This is a genomic window from Sporocytophaga myxococcoides (genome assembly GCF_000775915.1).
GTDB lineage: Bacteria > Bacteroidota > Bacteroidia > Cytophagales > Cytophagaceae > Sporocytophaga > Sporocytophaga myxococcoides_A.
Map to the genome: position 1 here is coordinate 138,850 of NZ_BBLT01000003.1, position 22,693 is coordinate 161,542.

Below are 22,693 nucleotides of genomic sequence, written 5' to 3' on the forward strand. Positions count from 1 at the left end.
TCTATTCCTGATGTACAATACTGGTTAAAGATCTGACAGCTTCTACAATTCCTTCTGTGCCATAACCACATTCCTTATAAAGTTGTGGTTGCTCTCCGTGTTCTATGATTTTATCCGGAATTCCAAGTCTTACTATTTTCGCAGAATAGTTGTTATCTGCCATAAATTCAAGAACAGCGCTTCCGAATCCTCCCATCAGACATCCGTCTTCAACTGTAATAATCTTTTTAAATTTCTTGAAGATCTTATGTAAAAGTGCTTCATCAAGTGGTTTCGCAAATCTCATATCATAATGAGCTGGTGTCAGCTCTTCATGCTCAAGGATATTGCATGCATCTACTGCATTATTGCCTATTGGCCCAAACGTTAGTATTGCGATTTCTTCTCCTTCTTTTACTGTGCGTCCTTTACCAATCTCAATCTTTTCAAATGGAAGCCTCCATTCTGGCATTACGCCCTGGCCTCTGGGATATCTGATTGTAAACGGTCCGTTGCCATCCAGTTGAGCAGTATACATTAGATTTCTCAATTCGCTTTCATTCATCGGAGATGAAACTACCATGTTCGGGATACATCTCATAAATGCAATATCGTACGCTCCGTGGTGCGTTGGGCCATCGGCACCTGCGACTCCTGCTCTGTCAAGACAGAAAACGACGTGTAGATTCTGCAGACAAACATCGTGAATGACTGAATCATAAGCACGTTGCATGAAAGTAGAATAGATATTGCAAAAAGGAATGAGTCCCTGAGTGGCGAGCCCTCCGGAAAAAGTAACGGCATGTTGTTCTGCTATACCCACATCAAATGCTCTGTCAGGCATTTTTTCCATCATGATATTTAAAGAAGAACCAGATGGCATTGCGGGGGTAATTCCCATAATCTTTGGGTTTTTTTCAGCCAGTTCTACGATGGTATGGCCAAAAACATCCTGATATTTAGGAGCCTGAGGGGTATCAAAATGTTTGATACTGATTTCTCCGGTAAGTTTATCAAACTTCCCGGGAGCATGCCACTTTACCTGGTCTTTTTCAGCAAGAGGAAATCCTTTTCCTTTAGTTGTAACACAGTGAAGGATTTTGGGCCCTGGAATATTTTTGAGATCATTAAAGATATTAACCAGATGATCAATGTCATGTCCGTCTACCGGTCCAAAATATCTTATTTTAAGAGATTCAAAAAGATTGCTGTTTTTTAATAAAGAAGATTTTAAAGCAGTCTCAATTTTGGAAGCAATTGTTTGAGCGTTAGGGCCGAACTTGCTTATTTTACCCAAAATATGCCATGCCTCATCTCGGAGTTTGTTATAAGTCTGCGATGTGGTAATGTCTGTAAGATAATCCTTAAGCGCCCCCACATTAGGATCAATTGCCATGCAATTGTCATTGAGGACGATTAACAGATTACTATTGGAAACTCCTGCATGGTTCATTGCCTCGAATGCAAGACCTGCTGTTAATGCTCCGTCTCCGATTACAGCTATATGCTGTTTGTCAAGTTCTTGCTTGTATCTGGAGCCTACAGCCATTCCGAGAGCTGCAGAAATAGAAGTGGAAGAGTGTCCTACTCCAAATGAATCATAAGGACTTTCGCTTCTTTTCGGGAAACCGGAAATTCCTTTATAAAGTCTGTTTGTATGGAAAACGTCCCTTCTTCCTGTAAGAATTTTATGGCCATAAGCCTGATGTCCTACATCCCAGACAAGCTGATCTTTAGGAGTATTAAATACATAATGAAGTGCAACGGTAAGTTCCACCACACCAAGCCCAGCAGCAAAATGTCCTCCATATACGGATACATTGTCTACAATAAACTGCCTGAGCTCGGTACAAACCTGGTAAAGCTGCGTTTCCTCCAGTTTTCTCAGATCTTCAGGAGAGTCGATCTGACCCAATAATTTTCCCGGTTTTATTAACATGGCAAGTCCCAACTAAAACAAATATAAAACAATATATGTTTTCTTAAATTAAAAAAAGAAAAAATGTGCCTCAGCAAAATAACGACAAATTATTTATGATATTATACTGTGTTTTATTTTAAAAGGATTTTTAATTAGATCTGGAGAACTAAGTTTTAAGTAATATTTTTTAATAGTCAGATATTTACAAGTTGAGAGTCGTGGTTTTTATCAAAATGATAAATCGGAATTGATTTTGACGTTTGAAAGACTACTGTTAAATTTACTAAGTGAGCTTCGAAATTAAACTACCCTTATTTACTGGTCCGTTCGACCTTTTGCTCTTTTTCATAGAGAGAGATGAGCTGGATATTTATGATATTCCTATTTCAAAAATAACCAATGACTTCCTGGAATACATTCACCGATTGGAAGAAATGAACATTGAGGTTGCCAGCGAATTCATCCTTGTTGCAGCAACCTTAATGAGGGTTAAGGCTAAAATGCTCTTGCCACGACCAGAAATTGATGAACAGGGTAATGAAGTAGATCCAAGGGAAGAGCTTGTGGCCCATCTTCTTGAGTATAAGAAATACAAGAGTATTATCAATGATCTTGCTAATCTCGAAGAGGAACGCATGAGCCTCGAAAAAAGAGGGAACATAGTCAAAGAGTTAAAACAACTTTCTGAAGTAAACGATGTGGAGTCAGAGCTCCAGGATATAGACCTGTATAAACTTCTCAAAGTTTATGAAAGGGTATTGAGGAAGTTTGAAGAAGAAAAAAATAAACCAATTCATACGGTGGTACAGTATCCTTATACCATTGAGAACCAGAAAGAATATATTTTGACTAAGTTGAGTGACGTTGCAAGGCTATCTTTTGAAGATGTCATTTCGGAATTCAGAACCAAAATAGCAATGGTATACAACTTCCTTGCAATTCTGGAACTATTAACACAAGGTTATCTGATGATTTATGTTGGGGAGGGATTTAATAACTTCTGGGTAGAGAAGAGACAGGCAGAGACGGAAGAAGCTATTGAGTTGTAGTTTAAAGTTTAAAGTTTAAAGTCAAAAGTTTAAAGTGTCATTAAATATTACTAAGCTGAAAGTGTAAAGTTGTTATTTAACTTTAAACTTTCAGCTTTTTACTTTTAACTTTAAAACTGCTCTAATCCAGAGAAGAAGAAGTTTCCTTCTATAGCAGCATTCTCATCAGAATCAGATCCATGGATTGCGTTTGCTTCGATTGATTTAGCATACAGTTTACGGATAGTGCCATCCTCCGCATTTGCCGGGTTTGTTGCACCGATCAATTTCCGGAAATCAGCCACTGCATTTTCTTTCTCAAGAATCATTGGCATGATAAATCCGCTTGACATATATTTCTTAAGATCATTGTAGAAAGGTCTTTCTTTATGAACTTCATAAAACTGACCTGCACGCTCTTCAGAAAGTTTGAATTTTTTTAAGGCTACAATTCTGAATCCTGCCTCTTCGATCATCTTTAGAATTGCACCGGAATTACCTGCTGCTACTGCATCAGGTTTAATCATTGAAAAAGTTCTGTTACCAGCCATATTTTTGTTGTTAGGGTTACTAATTTCAGATTGCAAAATTATACAGATTCCTGAAATATTGGATTTTTTTTAAAAAATTCTCATTTTGCGCAGATTCTCTGATTTTTTATAATCAAAAGCTAGAGAATTTTGTTTAAGCATAATTAAATTCTACGGGTCTATTCGTCCAAGAAATCAATGCAGGATCTTGTATCTCTAAGGGAAATCCTAAGGACTCCAAAAAAAATTGTCATTACAACTCACGCAAAACCTGATGCTGATGCCTTAGGTTCTTCGCTTGCAATGTGGGCTTATCTCAAGAAAAAAGGTCATGATCCTAAAGTGATTACTCCAACAGATTATCCTACTTTTCTTAACTGGATGAATGGTAATGACGAGGTAATTGTGTACGAAGAAAATGTGGAGTTGTCTACAAAGCTGGTAAAGGAGGCTGAGGTTATTTTTTGTTTGGACTTTTCTGCTCTAGGCAGAATTAACGAGATGGGGGAACTTGTAAAAAATGCCACTGCAACAAAAGTATTGATAGATCACCATCTTGAGCCCGAGTATTTTGCAGATTTTGTTTTCTGGGATATCAAAGCTGCCGCTACTGCTGTGCTTATTTATAAGCTTATAATCGGTTTGGGTGACAGAGAATACCTTGATACCTGTATTGGGGAGTGTATCTATGCAGGAATCATGACCGATACGGGATCATTCAGGCATCCAAGCACGAACAAGGAAGTGCATATGATTATTGCAGAGCTTTTGAACCTCGCGGTTGATGTGTCACGGATTCATAGACTTATATATGATAACAATTCTGAGTCAAAGCTAAGATTTTTAGGTTTTGCACTTCTGGAAAAGCTCGTGGTAGAAAGAGACTTGTATGCTGCATATATCGCTATATCAGAAGCAGATTTGAAAAGGTTTGATTCGCAGACAGGTGATACAGAGGGTTTGGTAAACTATGCGTTGTCCATTGACGGAGTTGTGATCGCTGCAGTTATCATAGAACGGCCAGATTCTGTAAAACTATCTTTTAGATCTAAAGGTGATTTTTCCGTCAATGAATTTGCCAGAAGACATTTTGAAGGAGGAGGCCATTTAAATGCAGCGGGAGGAAAATCAAATCTAAACCTTGAAGATACTGTAAAAAATTTTTTGGAAGTGCTTCCTGCCTATAAAGAACAATTATATCAGAACTATAAACTAGAAAAATCATTATGTTAAAGAAAAGTGTTGCGGCAGTTGGCCTATGTATTTTAGCCGCTTCCGGTATTCTGTCTTCTTGCGACGGATACAAAAAAACCGAGAACGGCCTTAAATACAAGATTGTAAAGGACTCAACTGGTGGAAAGAATGTGGAAGTTGGAAGCGTAGCTCTTGTGCAGATGAGCTATCAAAATGAGAAGGATACCTTTAGCACTGCGAAACAGAATTACGGGAACCCAATAGATATTCTTGTTTCTGAATCTCCTTTTAAAGGGAGCCTTGAAGAAGGTTTGGCCTTGCTTAGTGAAGGTGATAGCGCTATTTTTATGGTAAGCAGCGATTCTCTTTACCAAAAGAGATTCAACACAGAGATGCCTAAGGAAATTAAACCAGGTAGTTTTACTACATTTAATGTTAAGGTAGTTAAAGTCTATACTAAATCAGAGGTAGCTGCTGAAAGAGAAAAGTATAGAAAGCAACAGCAGGAAATGAACAAGCAGCAAATGGCAATGGTAGATGATTATATCAGCAAAATGCTTGATTCTGCTTCTGTAAAAACTCAACTTAAAACTGACAATGCCATCATTGACAAAAAACTAAAGTCCGAAAATATTACTGCTCAAAGAACCAAGTATGGCGTTTCTTATGTGATTACAAAAGATGCAAATTCTCCTTTAATTACTAAAGGGGATACTGTTACAGTTGAGTACACAGGAAAGCTTCTTGATGGTACAACATTTGATTCTTCAGTAGGTAAAGATCCTTTCACTGTTGTTGTTGGACTTGGCAGAGTGATTCCAGGGTGGGAAGACGCACTTCAGGTGCTTGGTAAAGGTGATAAAGCTACAATCTTTATTCCATCTCCTCTTGGTTATGGTAAGTCTGGAATACCTGATCCGGCAAACAAAGGGAAATTCCTGATTCCTAAAAATGCACCTTTGGTATTTGATATTGAAGTGCTTGATGTTAAGAAGTAATAGGTAAGAATAAGTATTAGAGAGGTTGTTCATATTTGGACAACCTTTTTTCTTTAAACCAATTTTTTTAATCTCCGTTTTTCATTTAAAACTTTGAAATGAAACATCTGATTTTCTTTTGGGCAATTTTTTTGATTCCATTTAGCAAAACGTTTGCAGAAGGTGATACTATCACAACAAAATCTGGTTTGAAGTATGTTGTGAAGAAAAGAGGTACGGGGGAAAAAGCTTATGCAGGAGCTAAAGTAAAAGTTCATTACAAGGGGAAGTTTACTGATGGCAAGCAGTTTGAAAGCAGTTATGATGGTAAACCTTTTCAATTTGTACTTGGTACTAAGGAAGTGATCCCTGGTTGGGATGAAGGAGTTCTCTTGATGTCTGAAGGTGAAGAAGGGGTTTTAATTATTCCTGGCAACCTTGGGTATGGCAAAAAAGGTGTAAAAGATGATGAGCACCCTGGTAAATACTTAATTCCACCAAATGCAACCTTGATATTTGAAATGCATTTGTTAAAGGTAAAGTAATGGCTCTTTCAGAGCCATTTTTTCTTTCTGAAGTAGAATAGCATTGCTATTAAAATTGTAAGGCATGAAGCCAAAAATCCAAAGTATCCATATTTCCACTTTAATTCAGGTATATAGTCAAAGTTCATCCCGTAAATGCCTGCCAAAAAAGATAATGGGATAAATATGGTTGATATAACAGTAAGGACTTTCATAACGGCATTCATCCTATTGCTTATACTTGACATATAAAGATCAAGCATTCCTCCTGACAAATCTCTGAAGGATTCCAAAGTATCAATAATCTGAACAGTATGGTCATAAACGTCCTTAAAATAAGTTTGAGTGGAATCGGTTATAAGCTCATATTCTTCTCTTTCGAATTTCATTAAAACCTCACGGAGCGGCCAAATGGATTTGCGGAGAAGAATAAGCTCTCTTTTAATTTTGTAAAGGTCGTTAAGAATGTCATTGGTAGGTTCGCTAATCAGGCTATCTTCTATATCTTCAAGTCTTTCCCCAATTTTTTCAAGGATGATAAAATAATTGTCTACAATGGTATCTATAAGGGTATAGAATAAATAGTCAGCAGAATATTTCCGGTGTTTCCCCTTGTTGTTTCTAATCCTGTTCCTGTTTGGGTCAAATACATCTCCGCCTGCTTCCTGAAAGGAGAGTACGTAGTTGCTACCCAATACGATGCCGACCTGTTCAACTGTTATACAATTTTTCTCGGAATTAAAACTAAGCATATTGAGGATAGTAAATAGCTGTTCATCGAATTCGTCCATTTTCGGACGTTGTTCCGCTGTGGATATATCTTCAAGCAGGAGAGGGTGCAGATTAAAAATTTCGCCGATTTTTTTGAGACTCTCGCTATCTTCTGTCCCATCAATATTAATCCATGAAACGGCATCAGCACTTTTATATTTATGAAGTTCATCCAGAGAAGAAATCGTTCTTTCTTCCAGAGAAGTCGCATTATAACTCATGACAGTTACGACTGAGTTATTTTCAGGATTCTTATTTTCTTTAAGAGTGCCCGGGGATAATCCGACTGTCCTTGATTTATGAGGTCTTACCGTTTTCATTAGTTATTTGACATAAAAAAAGCGGCTAGAAAGCCGCTTCTTTATATCGATTATCAATTGTTATCCATTCATTGAAACAAGGAACTCATTGTTGTCCTTGGTGTTTTTCATCTTGTCGATCAAGAAGTCCATAGCTTCTACCGATGTCATATCTGACATGTATTTTCTCAGAATCCATACTCTGGAAAGCTCATCTTTATCCATAAGAAGGTCTTCGCGTCTTGTTCCTGATGCAGGAACATCAATAGCAGGATAGATCCTTTTGTTGGAAAGCTTTCTGTCAAGCTGCAACTCCATGTTACCAGTACCTTTGAATTCTTCAAAGATAACTTCGTCCATTTTGCTTCCGGTTTCTATAAGCGCAGTAGCAATGATAGTAAGCGATCCGCCATTTTCTACATTTCTTGCAGCACCGAAAAATCTTTTAGGCTTATGTAGCGCGTTTGCATCCACACCACCTGAAAGTATTTTACCTGAAGAAGGAACAACTGTATTGTAAGCTCTTGCAAGTCTTGTGATAGAGTCTAACAGAATAACTACATCATGGCCGCATTCAACCATTCTTTTAGCTTTTTCAAGTACTATTGAAGCAATCTTTACGTGTCTTTCAGCCTGTTCGTCAAATGTAGAAGATATCACTTCAGCTTTTACGTTTCTTGCCATATCTGTAACCTCCTCAGGACGCTCGTCGATCAGTAGGATCATCAGATATACTTCCGGATGGTTTGTGGCAATAGCGTTTGCAATTTCTTTAAGGAGAACTGTTTTACCTGTTTTAGGCTGAGCTACAATCATACCCCTCTGACCTTTTCCTATTGGCGCAAAAAGATCAAGGATTCTTGTAGATAACTGATTGTGAGTGGTGCTTAGGTTTAATCTTTCCTGTGGGAAAAGCGGCGTAAGGAATTCAAATGGAATACGATCTCTGATTTCTTCAGTAGTCTTTCCGTTTACGCTTTCAACTCTAAGTAATGCAAAATATTTTTCCCCTTCTTTCGGAGGTCTGATCTGGCCTTTAACGGTATCACCTGTCTTCAGTCCGAATAGTTTAATCTGAGAAGGAGATACATATATATCGTCAGGGCTTGCAAGGTAATTATAGTCTGCTGATCTTAAGAAACCATATCCGTCCTGCATTATTTCTAGTACACCTGAATTAAGAATAATTCCGTCAAACTCACGCATACTCACACCGCCATTGTTTTGTGAGGTTTGTCTTGTTGATTTTACTCTTTCAACAGGCTTTTCTTCTCTTATTTCTTCAAAAGTGGAAACTGCTGGGGCTGCAGTTTCAAATAGAGGTTCAGATTCTCTTTGGAAAGGCTCGAAAACAAATTCATTTGAACTTGAAAAAGAAGGAAAATCTTCATTAGCTGGCTCTGTTTCCTTTACATTTTCTCTCTTTCTGATCCTTTTTCTAGGCTCCTTTTCATCTCTTGAGCCATCTTCCGTATTGTCAATAGTCATCATTTGTTTGTTTTCGGTGAGTTGCGGCTCTGGCATTACCGCCTGTTGGTCGAGGATTTTATATATGAGTTCTTTTTTCTGCAGCTTTTTAAAATTCTGAATACCTAACTTTTCGGCAATGTCCTTCAATTCAGATAATAATCTGTCCTCTAATTCTTCAATATTGTACATAGAAATGCTCTGATAGATTAAACACGATCAACTAACCAACCCTGATTATGTTTTTAAAAGGGAAACCCATTTAAGGATGAAAACTGGTTATTTATTAAGATGTTAAGTTAAACTAAAAAGAAATGAACTTGTTTAGAAAAAGCTCAAATGCTGTTTTGGTTCTGCAATATTAAATTATCAGGAGATAATTGTCAAGTAATTTTTATTTATTTAAAATTTTTAACGCGGAAAATAATTAAAAAGTTTGGACTAGTGTGGTCTTTTTAGGTTTATTTGTGCTCTTTTCAAATTATATAACATGTTACAGATTGCTTTTATACGCGAAAATAAAACGGAAGTAATTGCCGGCCTGAAGAAAAAATACTTTAAAGATGCTGAATCATTCGTTGATAAGGTAATTGAAATAGATCAATATAGAAGAGATACGCAAAGACTTCTTGACGATATACTTGCTCAAAGCAACACAAAAGCAAAAGAAATTGGGCAGCTGATGAAGGCTGGCCAAAAGGATGCCGCCGAAGAAGCTAAGGCTGTTACTGCTGATCTTAAACTCAAAAGCAAAGACCTGGAGGACAAGCTCGCTGCCCTTGAAAGTGAATTAAATGAAACATTGGTTAAAATACCAAACCTTCCTCATTACTCAGTGCCTGAAGGACGTACAGCAGAGGAGAATCAGAATGTTTTTGAACATGGCTCCACACCTATACTTCACGATGGCGCACTTCCGCATTGGGAGCTTATTAAGAAGTTTGACATTATTGATTTTGATCTTGGAGTTAAACTGACTGGTGCGGGTTTTCCTGTTTACAAAGGTAAAGGTGCCAGACTTCAGAGAGCTTTGATTAACTTCTTTCTGGATGAAGCCCTGAAAGCTGGGTATGCAGAGGTTCAGCCGCCCATATTAGTAAATGCCGATTCCGGATTTGCTACCGGTCAGCTTCCTGATAAAGAGGGGCAAATGTATTTTGCATCTGCTGATAATTTTTACCTTATTCCTACTGCTGAAGTTCCTATCACTAATATTTACAGAGATGTAATTGTGAAAGAGGAAGATCTCCCTGTAAAAAATGTAGGCTATACTCCTTGTTTCAGAAGAGAGGCAGGGTCCTGGGGCGCTGATGTCAGAGGCTTGAACAGACTACATCAGTTTGATAAAGTGGAGATTGTTCAGATTGTCCATCCAGACACCTCTTATGAAACTTTGGATAAAATGGTTGATCATGTAAGAGACTTGTTATACAAACTTGGACTTCAATTCCGAATTCTTCGTCTTTGTGGTGGCGATATGAGTTTTAATGCTGCCCTGACCTATGATTTTGAAGTATACTCTGCTGCTCAGAAAAGATGGCTTGAAGTAAGCTCTGTAAGTAACTTTGAAACTTTCCAATCCAACAGACTTAAGTTACGCTTTAAATCTGAAGGAAAAACAAGGCTGTTACATACATTAAACGGAAGCGCACTTGCCCTTCCAAGAATTGTTGCTGCTTTGCTTGAGAATAATCAGGACAAGGATGGTATTAAAATTCCGGATGTTCTGGTTCCCTATACAGGTTTTGACAGAATTTAACCTTTTACTTAAAGGTTAAATTCTTTAAATCTTATATAATTTAACGATATTACAATTCCTCAAGAAGGGTAGCAAAAGGCATAACCTGATTGGGGAATTTTTTTTGTATTTCTTCAATGAGTATATATTCGTAAGTATCTATGAATGAAATGTAATTGTCTTGACTTTCAAATGAAACCTGCAATGCAAAAGTGCTTTCATTCCCCTCGCCTGAAAGGACTTTCATAACCTTGTGATTTAAGCCATGCTTGTTTTTTTGCAAGGCGGGGATGTAATTCGATTTTATTTCACTCAGCACTTTAGTTTGAATTTCCGGAAGGGATACAAGTGTAAGATTGTAGATAATCATTTTTTTTTAATAATTTTTATTGATAAAAGAATATTAAGGTAACAAGTTTAAGTTTTATTCGTAATTTTTATTTATATAGAACCAGGAAAAATTCAAACTTGTAAATCACTCTAAATATGTCTTTTTTAAACCCAGAAAAAGAATCGCCAAATTATAGTATTGTTTTCGCGGTGCTTTCCACATTATTTTTTATGTGGGGACTAATAACAGTAACAAATATAATGCTTGCAAACGATTTACGAACAGTATTTCAATTGAGCTACCTTGAGGCAATATCCATGAATTTTCTGTTTTTTGCCACATATTTTGTGATGGCAGTCCCTTCCGGTAAATTAATCGATAAAATAGGCTACAGAAAAGGGATGATGACAGGATTGGGCCTTGCTGCTGTCGGGTGTTTCCTGGCATATCCTGCAACAGGAATGAGATCGTACTCCTTCTTTATGACGGCTCTGTTCATACAGGCCACAGGTATTACTATTCTTCAAGTTGCTGCAAATCCATATGTGGCCTTGCTTGGTTCAAGGGGAAGGGGAGCAAGTAAATTAACTTTAGTGCAAGCTTTCAACTCTTTGGGTGCATTCGTTGCTACTTTGTTTGCTTCAGGTTTTTTAATGGAACTTTCAGGTCTTAATGAAAGAAGTTATTTTAATATGTCTCCTGAAGAAATCAGAAACTCGGTAGTTCAATTTGTTCAGCTCCCATTTGTACTTCTTGGTGTAGTCCTGGTGTTGCTTGGTGTTTTTCTGTTTTTCTCAAGACTGCCAAGAATTAATACAAAAGAGATTGAACCTCTTGTTTTGGAGTCAAACCCTCCAAGAACTCAGGTATGGCAATTTAGCCATGCAGGCCTGGGTGCCCTTGCTATTTTTGCATATGTAGGAGCAGAAGTTACGATAGGTACTTATCTTGCTTCTGTAGCAAGCGATCTGGCAGTTTTATACTGGGGTGGTGCAATGATCGGAAGGTTTGTTGGTTCGGCTTTACTTGTCAAACTTAGTCCAAGAAAGAGTATCGGAATATTCTCTATTATCGCTTCATTGCTTGTAATTGGGTTTATGTTAATAGATGCACAGATATCTATTTATGCCATAGTTGCCGTTGGTTTATTTAACTCTGTTCTTTTTCCATGCATCTTTACAATGGGAATTGACGGGCTTGGAAAATTTTCGGAGGAAGGTTCTGCAATGCTTATTATGGCGATTGTCGGAGGTGCAGTAATACCATTTGTTTCTCATGCAATGATAGAAGGGAAAGCCGGATTTATTCTTCCTGTCATTTGTTATATATTCGTTGCATACTTTGGTCTTAGAGGATCGAGATATCCAAAGAGGACCAACTTCTATTGATCCCGATTTTATATATTCCGGTGCTGTTTGGAAAATAACAACAGAAGAAGAGGAAGGCTAAGACCTTCCTCTTCTTGTTTTTTTAAAAATAAAAGCACGAATCTATTGGTTCATGCTTTTGTAAAAAGAAATTTCCTTATTTCTTTTTTGGTTCTGGTTTTTTTGGTGCCTCAGGTTTAGTTTGCTGAGGTTTTGGAGCACCTTTTTCTTTAGTTGTCATAATTTTCTTTTTTTAGTTAAGTTCCTAAAATTGATAACCTGCCAAATTCAATATTGTTAAGAAAGTGTATGGTGCTGTTAATATTTTTTTATGATTTAAAAAACACGCTTTTATATGCCTGGTTTACCTCATTTAATTTGCATCTTATGATAAACATATTTCATTAATATCAGCTAGGTATATTTTATCCGGCAGGATTAAAAAGGGATTAATTTTTTTAGTGCAAAATATTTTTTTTTGAAGATAAAATGTGAGTGAAATTTTTATAAATCAGAACAATCCGGATAGATAAAATCTGAGAATAGTATTCGATTAAATTAAAACGCTAAACACTGGCTGATACATAAAGGTTGATTGAAGAGAAAAATGACTTAGCCAAATTAATATTCTATGAAAAAAATATTTACACTTCAATCCTTGGGAGGACTGGCTCTCTTTTTGCTTTTCGCAATAACTGGCTCCGCTCAACCTGCTGGAACTGTTTACAGTACCACGTTATATAGAATGAATGCCGGAGGCACATCTGTGCCAAGCATAGATACGTCAAAGGTTGCCTGGGGCAATGATCACCCAGATATTCCTTCTGGTTATGTTGACACAGCAATTGCAGGGAATAAAACATATACTGTCTATGACACTATTCTTTTCGATGCATCAGTGCCTCTGTCAGTACCTGTAAAAGTATTTAAAAGTGAAAGAAGCCTTTCTGAGTTCAGAGATGCTACTCAGCTGGAATGGAAATTTCCTGTGAAAGCTACCACACTTGTCGAAGTACGGTTGTATTTCGCTGAAATTTGGTTTAATCAACCTGGATCAAGAGTTTTTGATGTATGGATAGAGGGAGAGAAAAAGCTTTCTAATTATGATATTTTAAGTGAAGTGCCCAAATTTACTGGCACCACAAAAACCTATGTCACAGAAGTAGGAGATGATGATACACTTAATATTGTCTTTGCTAAGAATATTGGTCAGCCCAAAGTAAACGGCATTGAAATAATTGAGGTAACACCTACTGTTCAAAGTGTATTTGGAAAGAAAACACAAAATACAATAGCTGCATTTCCTAATCCATGTAAGGATGTAGTGACATTAAAAATGGATAATTTTAACCTTAGAGATATTCAGTTGTTCGATAGTTATGGAAAGCAAATAGAAAGCCCCAGAACTGAATTATCGGGATATGATTTGAGAGTAGATCTTTCTTCTCAGCCATCAGGGGTTTATATGCTGAAAGTTACGAATGATAAGGCAAGTGAAACTCTTCGTCTGATCAAGCAATAATTAAGTAAATGAAAATGTTTCTAGAGGTTAATGTGCAAACTTTAACCTCTATGCTTTTTTAAATCTGCTATAGATTTTTATAAGATCCTATTCAAGTTTCTTTAATATTTTTGCAATCAATTCGCTGAAATAATTACCATTAAAGGGACCAAACCAATTCATCTCACGGGTTTCGTTTTTCACCAGATTGTAATATTGATCAGGAGTGATGTAGCCTAGATAAGCTCCATTGAAGCTTGTTATTTGGAGATTTAAATTTTTAGTCTTAGCAAGGCTGTCCAGAGGTGTCATTAATTCTCCCGAGAAGTCGCATGGTGTTCCAATCATGACATTATTTGCAATCTTAAACACTGAGATCCCTGGCGATTGTTCTCCCAATAGCCAGTTAAATACCCATGGCCTTAGCCGGAAGTCCTCACTTAATCTTAAATGGGCGCTTCTTGCATACAGAGGTATAAAGTCAGAAAGAAGTTCTTTGGGTTTTTCCAGAAATATGCTGTCATTAATTGCTGAAACTTTTTCCTCAAGGCTGTCTGCTATAGTTATGGCCTTTTCAAAGTCTGATGTTCCTGTTTCTCCTGGCTTCATGCTCCCGACTGCTCCAGCAAAAAATGCAGCGAAGTCTGTTTCTTTTCGTCTTTCTAGGGAGTCTACGAGAAACCCTGGGTAGTCGCAGCTGATATAATTAATTTTTTTTGCAAGACATGTAGGGTGGGCGGAGTAGGATAGTATCATTGCATTTTCCCCATTGTTCTTTTTAAGTTTCAAGATCCTTAAGTAAGGATCGGTTTTTCCACCATCTATCAGTCTGTTTGCTACTTGTTTTGAAGCATCAATTTTGCCGAAGCCAACTTCAATTGGAGCATTGGTTTTTTCAGCATTCTTAACAGCTATAATAATTTTATCTGCTATGAATTGAACATATTCTTCCTCGAAGGTACCCGCGAGAAATCGGCCACCTGCTCCTTCAGCCCAACCTCCTGCTGCATTATGGGAATGGGTGGCAGAAAAATATACCTCATCTCGCCCAAAGCCTTCCTTTTCAAGTAAAGGCAAAGCCTTTGCGGCAACTGAAGGGGGCACTATTAACAGATCCATCGTTATTAATGCACATTTCTTTTCTTTCGATTTAAAGACAAAGGTTCTTACAAATAAAGAATCATGTACACCATCAAAATCTCTTCTCAGGCCATAACCGGCTATTTGTAAAGGTTCCAAAGGAGTAATATTGGCTTTGGCCCATCCTGCAACTATGTTAAGGGAATCTTCTTTATATTGTAGTGTATCAACCTGTTCCATCATTTGATGGTAGTAGGTCGTTTCTTTTAACGGAGTATTGTCTACTGTATCTACCATGGCTATAGCCAGAACGAGGAGGCAGATAGCAACAATCAGAATTATTTTAGAAGTTTTTTTTAGGAAAGAAGATTTTTTCAAGGAGAAACTATTTAAAAGGCTCTGAAAATCATTTATGCTGAAATATAAAAATTTTTATAAGTCTTTGGGATATTTTCTAATGAAATACGGTTAAGAAATATTAAGGAGATAGTCTCGGCAATTATTCGTAAATTCGCCATTCTACATATCGGAATCAGAAAAAATATGATCAGTACATCAAACGTTACCCTCAGATACGGAAAAAGAACCTTATTTGAAGACGTTAACATTAAGTTTACTCCGGGAAACTGCTATGGTTTAATCGGAGCGAATGGAGCAGGAAAATCCACCTTTTTGAAAATATTGTCAGGAGAAATTGATCCTACTTCCGGATCAGTTGCAATTACTCCCGGAGAACGTCTCGCCGTTTTGAAGCAGAACCACTTTGAATTTGATGAAGTGCCTGTTTTACAAACTGTATTAATGGGACATAAAAAACTGTTCGATATCATTCAGGAAAAGGATGCAATTTATGCAAAGTATGATTTTTCTGAAGCCGATGGCGTAAGAGCTTCTGAGCTTGAAGCAGAGTTCGCTGATCTTAATGGATGGAATGCAGAATCTGAGGCAGCTGAGATGCTTAGCGGCCTTGGTGTAAAAGAGCACCTCCACTACAGTCTTATGAAAGATCTCGAAGGTAAAGATAAAGTAAGGGTATTGCTGGCACAGGCGCTTTTCGGTAACCCTGATATCCTTCTTCTTGATGAGCCAACCAACCATCTTGATATTGAATCTGTAATGTGGCTGGAAAATTTCCTTGCCGATTTTAAGAATACGGTAATAGTTGTGAGTCACGACAGGCACTTCCTGGATCAGGTATGTACTCACGTAGCTGATATTGACTATGCTAAAATTCAGTTATATGCAGGAAACTATTCTTTCTGGTATCATTCAAGTCAATTAGCTTCCAAGCAAAGGGCTGACCAGAATAAAAAGGTTGAAGAAAAAAGAGCTGAGTTACAGGAATTCATTGCAAGGTTCAGCGCTAATGCTTCAAAGTCTAAACAGGCAACTTCAAGACAGAAACTTCTTGATAAACTTACTCTTGAGGATATTAAACCTTCAAGCAGAAAATATCCGGCAGTTATCTGGAAACCTGAAAGAGAAGTCGGAGATCAGGTGTTGTCTGTTGATAACCTATGCAAAGTGGGTGAAGACGGAAAACCAATGTTCAGTAATATAACTTTCAGTCTGAATAAAAATGACAAAGTTGCATTTGTAAGTAAAGACACGCTTGCCATATCCATGTTCTTTGATGTTCTGATGGGTGAACAGCAAGCTGATAAGGGCGAATTTAAATGGGGGGTTACTACAACACAATCTTATTTCCCTAAAGATAATAGCAGTTACTTCAATTCTTCTGATTTAAATCTTGTTGACTGGCTGAGACAATTTTCCAAAGAAAAAGATGAGAGTTTTATTCGCGGATTCCTTGGTAAGATGCTCTTTACAGGTGAAGAGTCTTTAAAACAGTCAAAGGTGCTTTCTGGAGGAGAAAAGGTAAGATGTATGCTTTCGAAAATGATGCTGGAGTCTTCTAATGTTCTGGTACTTGATGAGCCTACCAACCACCTGGATCTTGAGTCTATCACTTCTTTGAACAATAGTCTGAAAGATTTTAAGGGTATTATTTTATTTGCAACCCATGACTATGAGTTTATGCAGACAGTTGCCAACAGAGTTATTGAAATTACTCCTTACGGTTTGATCGACAAACTGATGACTTATGAAGAATTTGTGAAGAGTGAGAAAGTAAAAGCTCAGCGGGAGGAACTTTATTCCGTTATGAAATAAAGAAAGGTTTAATAATAAATAACAAAAGGAGGTTGATTTTTATTGACCTCCTTTTTATTTCTAAAAGGTTTAAATCTTTGTTGAATTTCTTGAACCGTTAACTTAACATTAGCAGCACCAAAGGGGTAGGAAATGTTTTGTTTATTGATCATGCTGGAGAATCTTCCTTCTCCTGGACACTTTTGTGATCGTGGTAATTCCCTTTTGTTTAAACTTTAACTTGCCAGAACCAGCTCTAGTAAGAGTACACCAGCAAGGCCAGTAACTGAAACAATAGTCTCCATAACAGACCAACTTCTTATTGTCTCCATAATTGAAAGGTTAAAATATTCTTTGAATATCCAGAAGCCTGCATCATTTACGTGCGAGAACATAAGGCTTCCTGCACCAATGGAAAGTACGGTAAGTTCAGGGCTTACATGTGCACTTTGAATTAACGGTAAAATGATACCTGCGGAAGTAAGAGCTGCTACTGTGGCTGAGCCAAGGGCCAGTCTTATAATTGCCGCCATAGTCCAAGCGAGAACTAAAGGGGATAAGGTGCTGCCCCGGAAAATTTCTGCAAGGTATTCCGCAGATTTGCTGTCTATTAAAACCTGTTTAAACGCTCCTCCAGCCCCTATAATCAATAAGATCAAGGACACTTCAGTTATTGAAGTATTGTATAAGTCCATAACTTCTTTTACTGATTTCCCTTTCGAAATACCAAGGTAATAGGTAGCTGCGATAACCGCCAAAAGCATTGCGATGAAAGGATTTCCCCAAAAGCTTATCAGATTATAAACAATGGTATCTTTAGTTAAAAATGGAAGCAGACATGCTCCAATAGAAATCAAAAGCACAGGGAATATCGCAGTGAATAAGCTGGTTTTGAAAGAGGGTAGCTCCAGTGGGTGGACAGATGATTTAACCGGACCTCCCGCACATTTTATGTTTTTTACAAACTGACCGTAAAGTGGTCCTGCAAGAACAATTGCTGGTATAGCAATAATACTTCCATAGATTAATGTAAGCCCCAGGTCTGCTTTAAATATAGAAGCAAGTGCTACTGGACCGGGATGCGGAGGCAGAAATCCGTGAGTTACGGATAGTGCAGCAGCCATAGGTATTCCTACGTAAACCGGGGAGAAATTTCCAACAGCAGCAATAGTGAATACCAAAGGAATAAGTAAAACAAAACCTGCCGTATAAAATAATGGAATTCCTATTATAAATCCGGTAAGTACTACTGCCCATATTATATTTTTCGGACCAAACAATCGATTAAGACTATTACTGATCTGCAAAGCGGCTCCGCTTTCCCCCACAATTTTACCCAGCATTGCTCCGAATACCACGATGAATGTGAGACTCCCAAGGGTGTCTCCAAAACCTTTTTGTATGGAAAAAATTAGGTTCTCTGCAGACATGCCGAAAGAGATGCCAAGAAATAATGACACGAGCGTGAGTGAAATAAAAGCATTAAATTTCAGGAAAAGCATTAAAATAAGCAGAAGCACAATGCTGCTTATGATGAGAATTACTGGCATCTTCGGTTATTTTAAATGCAATTTATCCTTTTTGCTCAAGATGTTCATTGTGAGCTTAATAAATTGTGGCTCTTTTTAAAGAGTATTAACTATAGAATCACATATTTACCATTTTAAAACTCTATATTAATGAAAAACATAAAGCCTTTTAACCGGTTGAATTTAAAGGATTATTAATTTAATTTTTCAGAGTTGAACCATGTCATTTTAGGAATAGGAAATTATTTGAGTTTTCTGTTGAATACAGATACAGAGTTCGATTTGGATTTTTTGAATTTAAAATATTTTTTTCTCTTAGGAAATGATAATTCTTTGTGTTTTCGTCTTCATTGTTTTCACATATGGGATATTTAAGCAGGAAAAACAGGAAGTCCAGAAAAAGAAGATTGGCGGAAGACCAACTGCGTAATGACAACAAAGGCGCATTTATCCAAAAGTTGCTAGATACCGTTGCCAATACCATATACATATTTGATATTGAAGAAAGGCGGTTTGTCTATGTGAACGAATTTTCCAGGCAATCATTGGGCTATAAACCTTCGGAAATTAAAGCATTTGGTGATGAGTTTTTTTATAAAATCATGGACCCTGATTTTGTACATCTAAAATCCGATCATTTTAATGAGATTCTTGATTTGAAAGATGGTGAAGTTAAAGTGACCAATACCAAACTCAGGCATTCTGATGGAAGCTGGAGGTGGTTTATATTGAAGGAATCCGTCTTTGATAGAAATGAATTTGGAGGTGTAAAGCAGGTAACAGGTACAATAACGGATGTTACTGAGAAGAAAGAGACGGAACAGCAATTGAAGCGGAGTCTTAACTTTATTGACAAAGTGATGAACTCAAGTCCTTTTGATGTTTTTGTCTATGATGTCCAGGAAGAAAAGAATATTTTCGTTAATGACAATGTTATTAAAACCCTCGGCTATACAGCTAAAGAGGTACAGGAAATGGGAGTAAGTTTTTTAACAAAAGTTATATATCCAGGTGATCAGGAAGTTTTTAATAAAAATCATGCAAAGTTGAATGATTTGGCTCAGAATGTCACCACTACTTTTGAACTAAGAGTAGTTGCTTCGGACGGAACAGTGAAATGGCTGAACAATCAAATTTCTGTATTTAGCAGAGATGAACAAGGCCGTGTTAAAGAAATCATAGGAATAGCGAGAGATATTACTGAGAAAAAAGAAGCTGAAGAGTATTTAAGGGATAATATCCATTTTATAAATAAAATTACTGAAACAATACCTAATTACATCTTTGTTGAAGATGTTGTTTCAGATAAATTAATTTTTTCAAACAGGTCTCTGCTTGAGGATTTTGGCTATGTTGAAAAATTTGAAGATCCGATGAATGTTTTCTGGAAAATTATTCATCCTGATGATTTGCCAATATTAACCCACATAAAATCCGGACTAAAGTATATGGGTGACGAAATTTTGAAAGGGGAATTTCGTCTTCGTCATGCAGACGGTTCATGGAGATGGGTGCATACGGTATTGTCTGCATTTAAAAAAAATACATCTGGGGAAGTTATTCAGGTAATAGCTTCAAGTCTTGATATTACTGAAAGAAAGGAAGCAGAGCTGAAGCTTCAGGAGAGTCAGCATTTTATTCAGAGTATACTTGATACTTCTCCTAACTCCATTTATGTATATGATTTGGAAACGAGAAGTAATATATATTCTACCAGTTCCCCCGGAGAAGACCTGGGTTATCCTTCTGATTATATTAAAGGTCTCGGTAATAATTTCATGGCTGTTTTATTACATCCTGATGACTTCGAACAAAATTTTAAGCATTGGGAAGAGTTGAAAACAATGAAGAATGGTGAGGTAAAGTCTGTGGAAGGCAGACTAAAACATGCTGATGGAAACTGGAGGTGGTATCATTTAAGGCATAGCGTATTTAAAAGAAATGTTAAAGAACAAGTAGTCCAGGTGATCGGAATTGCTACTGATATAACGAACCTTAAGAAGACTGAGCACCAACTGGAAGAAAGTAAGAGTTTTATAACCAAAATAATGGAGGCCAATCCTAATGTAGTCATCATTCATGAAATGAAAACAAAGACACCAATCTATATCAACAGGTATGTTGAAGAAATATTAGGCTATACTCCGGAAGAGATTCTTTCAATGGGCGAGGATGCATTTAAAACACTGATACACCCGGATGATCAGCCTAAAATACTAAAACATCTTGAAGAGTTTTCCTCAGTTGATTATGACACTTCCAAATCAATAGAATACAGGGCAAGAGATAAACAGGGAAATTGGCATTGGGGGCTCTCTAAGGATTCTGTTTTCGAAAAAGACTCTGAAGGAAAGGTGACTAAAATAATAGCTGCAGCAACCGAAATTACTGATAGAAAAAAAATCGAAGAGGAAATAAAAAGGCTCAATGCTAGTCTTGAGGAAATTGTGGAGACACGAACAAGAGAGCTCAGGAAAAATCAGGAAAGGCTGAAGCATAGGGAGAGGCAATTAAGGATAATCACAAACTCAGTCCCTGCACTGATTTCCTATTTGGATACTGATCTTAAATATGTTTTTGCTAATAATCATTACTACAAGGTTTTCAATATAGAAGGGATAATCAACGGTAAACATATAACTGAAGTACTTGGAGAGGAGAACTATAATAATATTTCAGCAATGCTAAAGCGCGCCTTTGCTGGTGAGGAAGTTACATTTGAAAATAACTTCAATAATAAGAATAATGAAAAAGTTTATTATAAATTAAGCTATATACCGGATTTAGATAATAAAGGAGAGTTGAAAGGTATAATCATTATGGGCTCAGACCTTACTGACAGATACAATTATGAAAAATCTCTGGAGGAGAGAAATGTGGAGCTTGTTAAAATTAACTCTGAACTGGATAATTTTATCTATACAGCCTCTCACGATCTTAAAAGCCCGATTGTAAATATGGAGGGCTTGCTTAAAAGTCTTCTGGAAGAAGCAAATCAGCAGTGTAAGGGTGATATTAATGAAATGCTGAATTTTGTAGCACTTAGTGTTGAAAAGCTTAAAAAGACCATTGAAGAGCTTTCTGAGATCAGTAAAATTCAGAAAGGAACAGAAAATTATGAAGAGAGGATTGAGATCGAAGATATCATAAAGGATTTTACAGTTGAGTATTCAGAACAGATAAAATCATCACAAGTAAAGATTTCTACTGACCTCACTGTATCTTCAATAAAGTTTTCTCAGAAAAATTTTCGAAGTCTTTTTTATAACCTTCTCAGCAATGCCATTAAATTCCGTTCTCCGGAAAGACTGCCCATTATCTCAATAAGGTCTGAATACACTTCAAATAATTATGTTAAGATCACCATCTCTGATAACGGGATGGGTTTTGATATGAGAAAGAAAGACAAAGTTTTCGGAATGTTTAAAAGGCTTCATACCCATGTTGAAGGAACAGGGGTTGGTATGTATATAGTTAAAAGAATTATGGAAAATGCTTCTGGTAAGATAGAGGTTGATAGTAAAGAGGGGATAGGTACGAGCTTCAGATTATATTTTCCAATAGTTTAAACTTTTGGGGTAAAAAAAGACCAGACAAGCCTGCCTGATCTTTTCCGTTTATGGGTTTATTCCCTTAGTCAATTTTTTTCACCAAAGGAATAAGCTCTACCTTATAAGGCGCTTTGTGCTTTTCAACTGAGATATTAAGAATAAAAATACCTTTTGCATTTCTTATAACTACTGGTTCACCTTTTTCTGCTGCATAAACTTGCTCGTAATATTCTTTGTCCGTTTCTGTCTCCCAGATCCATCCCAGGTCTTTTCTTTTAAGTGCAAGCTTTTCTTCATCTTTCAAAGCAATTTTATAAACCTCTTTGTCATCTTTCTTGATAAGCGCTGTATATTTATCAATATACTTTTTTATTTCTGCTTCATCTTTAAATGACTTAGGTATAAACTGAATGAGATCGGCTCTGACCCTTGTAAGGGGGTCACTGAATTTTTTCACTTTAAAAGAATAACAGAAAGTGTCACCTCTGAAAGGCCCAACAATGTCGCCAACTTTTGCAGAGAATATTTCTTTGTCAATGTCTTCTTTCTGATCACCAGGACTGAAGCGAACAGTGTAATAAGGCTTTTCGCTGTTATTGACAACAAACAGGCTGTCGTTTTTCGATGCTTTAAAAGCCTTGGTCTTAGTTTGAAGCCAGTCCATTGCCTGTTTCTCTGCGGCAGTAAGACTCATTTGTGCAAAGGCTGTTTTGCAGATGAGTAGAGAAATTATTGCAAAAACTACTTTTTTCATA

At 36.9% G+C, this 22,693-nt stretch carries 17 protein-coding genes; 9 read left to right on the forward strand and 8 right to left on the reverse strand.

Features of this window, described 5'->3' with window-relative positions; genetic code table 11:
• Position 1: 1 nt before the first annotated feature.
• The gene (dxs, locus tag MYP_RS08455; RefSeq protein WP_045461579.1) at positions 2–1,918 is read right to left on the reverse strand and encodes a 1-deoxy-D-xylulose-5-phosphate synthase; all 1,917 of its coding nucleotides are present in this window, start codon (positions 1,916–1,918) and stop codon (positions 2–4) included.
• A 269-nt stretch (positions 1,919–2,187) separates the two neighbouring features.
• Here dxs and MYP_RS08460 point away from each other — a divergent pair, with 269 nt between their 5' ends.
• Entirely contained in the window at positions 2,188–2,949 is a 762-nt protein-coding gene (locus MYP_RS08460) for a segregation and condensation protein A (RefSeq protein WP_045461581.1), read from the forward strand.
• Between the two features lie 110 nt (positions 2,950–3,059).
• Here the strand turns inward: MYP_RS08460 and MYP_RS08465 are convergent, their stop codons facing one another.
• On the reverse strand, positions 3,060–3,479 hold the full coding sequence (locus MYP_RS08465) for a nucleoside-diphosphate kinase (RefSeq protein ID WP_045461583.1): 420 nt from the start codon (positions 3,477–3,479) through the stop codon (positions 3,060–3,062).
• A gap of 177 nt (positions 3,480–3,656) precedes the next feature.
• Between MYP_RS08465 and MYP_RS08470 the strand changes: the two genes are divergently transcribed.
• The 3 genes from MYP_RS08470 (at position 3,657) to MYP_RS08480 (ending at position 6,174) form a co-directional block, all read left to right on the forward strand.
• Positions 3,657–4,691 carry a DHH family phosphoesterase gene (locus tag MYP_RS08470; protein ID WP_045461585.1) on the forward strand — a complete coding sequence of 345 codons (1,035 nt, stop codon included), beginning with the start codon at positions 3,657–3,659 and terminating at the stop codon, positions 4,689–4,691.
• Complete coding sequence (locus tag MYP_RS08475; protein WP_045461588.1) at positions 4,685–5,650, forward strand: FKBP-type peptidyl-prolyl cis-trans isomerase; 966 nt, start codon at positions 4,685–4,687, stop codon at positions 5,648–5,650. The genes MYP_RS08470 and MYP_RS08475 overlap by 7 nt, the downstream gene beginning before the upstream one ends.
• A gap of 98 nt (positions 5,651–5,748) precedes the next feature.
• Positions 5,749–6,174 carry an FKBP-type peptidyl-prolyl cis-trans isomerase gene (locus tag MYP_RS08480; protein WP_045461591.1) on the forward strand — a complete coding sequence of 142 codons (426 nt, stop codon included), beginning with the start codon at positions 5,749–5,751 and terminating at the stop codon, positions 6,172–6,174.
• An 8-nt stretch (positions 6,175–6,182) separates the two neighbouring features.
• Here the strand turns inward: MYP_RS08480 and corA are convergent, their stop codons facing one another.
• The gene (gene corA / locus MYP_RS08485) at positions 6,183–7,244 is read right to left on the reverse strand and encodes a magnesium/cobalt transporter CorA (RefSeq protein ID WP_045461594.1); all 1,062 of its coding nucleotides are present in this window, start codon (positions 7,242–7,244) and stop codon (positions 6,183–6,185) included.
• A gap of 60 nt (positions 7,245–7,304) precedes the next feature.
• A complete protein-coding gene (gene rho, locus MYP_RS08490) occupies positions 7,305–8,882 on the reverse strand; it encodes a transcription termination factor Rho (protein WP_045461596.1) in 1,578 nt (525 codons plus the stop codon).
• 298 nt (positions 8,883–9,180) lie between these two features.
• Between rho and serS the strand changes: the two genes are divergently transcribed.
• The gene (gene serS, locus MYP_RS08495; RefSeq protein ID WP_045461599.1) at positions 9,181–10,449 is read left to right on the forward strand and encodes a serine--tRNA ligase; all 1,269 of its coding nucleotides are present in this window, start codon (positions 9,181–9,183) and stop codon (positions 10,447–10,449) included.
• A 49-nt stretch (positions 10,450–10,498) separates the two neighbouring features.
• On the opposite strand, the gene MYP_RS08500 is transcribed toward serS, so the two are convergent.
• A complete protein-coding gene (locus MYP_RS08500) occupies positions 10,499–10,798 on the reverse strand; it encodes a DUF4286 family protein (protein ID WP_045461602.1) in 300 nt (99 codons plus the stop codon).
• Positions 10,799–10,914: 116 nt separating this feature from the next.
• On the opposite strand from MYP_RS08500, the gene MYP_RS08505 reads away from it, so the two are divergent.
• Together MYP_RS08505 and MYP_RS08510 are read left to right on the forward strand one after the other, a co-directional pair.
• The gene (locus tag MYP_RS08505; protein ID WP_045461605.1) at positions 10,915–12,147 is read left to right on the forward strand and encodes a sugar MFS transporter; all 1,233 of its coding nucleotides are present in this window, start codon (positions 10,915–10,917) and stop codon (positions 12,145–12,147) included.
• A 610-nt stretch (positions 12,148–12,757) separates the two neighbouring features.
• Positions 12,758–13,648 (forward strand): malectin domain-containing carbohydrate-binding protein, encoded by an 891-nt coding sequence (locus MYP_RS08510; RefSeq protein ID WP_045461608.1) that lies wholly within the window; start codon positions 12,758–12,760, stop codon positions 13,646–13,648.
• A gap of 87 nt (positions 13,649–13,735) precedes the next feature.
• Here the strand turns inward: MYP_RS08510 and MYP_RS08515 are convergent, their stop codons facing one another.
• The gene (locus MYP_RS08515; protein WP_156140431.1) at positions 13,736–15,004 is read right to left on the reverse strand and encodes a neutral/alkaline non-lysosomal ceramidase N-terminal domain-containing protein; all 1,269 of its coding nucleotides are present in this window, start codon (positions 15,002–15,004) and stop codon (positions 13,736–13,738) included.
• Positions 15,005–15,250: 246 nt separating this feature from the next.
• Between MYP_RS08515 and MYP_RS08520 the strand changes: the two genes are divergently transcribed.
• The gene (locus MYP_RS08520) at positions 15,251–16,879 is read left to right on the forward strand and encodes an ABC-F family ATP-binding cassette domain-containing protein (RefSeq protein ID WP_045461614.1); all 1,629 of its coding nucleotides are present in this window, start codon (positions 15,251–15,253) and stop codon (positions 16,877–16,879) included.
• Between the two features lie 215 nt (positions 16,880–17,094).
• Here MYP_RS08520 and MYP_RS08525 read toward each other — a convergent pair whose 3' ends face one another.
• On the reverse strand, positions 17,095–18,408 hold the full coding sequence (locus MYP_RS08525; RefSeq protein WP_045461618.1) for a gluconate:H+ symporter: 1,314 nt from the start codon (positions 18,406–18,408) through the stop codon (positions 17,095–17,097).
• A gap of 341 nt (positions 18,409–18,749) precedes the next feature.
• Between MYP_RS08525 and MYP_RS24875 the strand changes: the two genes are divergently transcribed.
• Entirely contained in the window at positions 18,750–21,956 is a 3,207-nt protein-coding gene (locus MYP_RS24875) for a PAS domain S-box protein (RefSeq protein ID WP_052430040.1), read from the forward strand.
• Between the two features lie 64 nt (positions 21,957–22,020).
• On the opposite strand, the gene MYP_RS08535 is transcribed toward MYP_RS24875, so the two are convergent.
• The gene (locus MYP_RS08535) at positions 22,021–22,692 is read right to left on the reverse strand and encodes a hypothetical protein (RefSeq protein WP_045461621.1); all 672 of its coding nucleotides are present in this window, start codon (positions 22,690–22,692) and stop codon (positions 22,021–22,023) included.
• Position 22,693 lies beyond the last annotated feature (1 nt).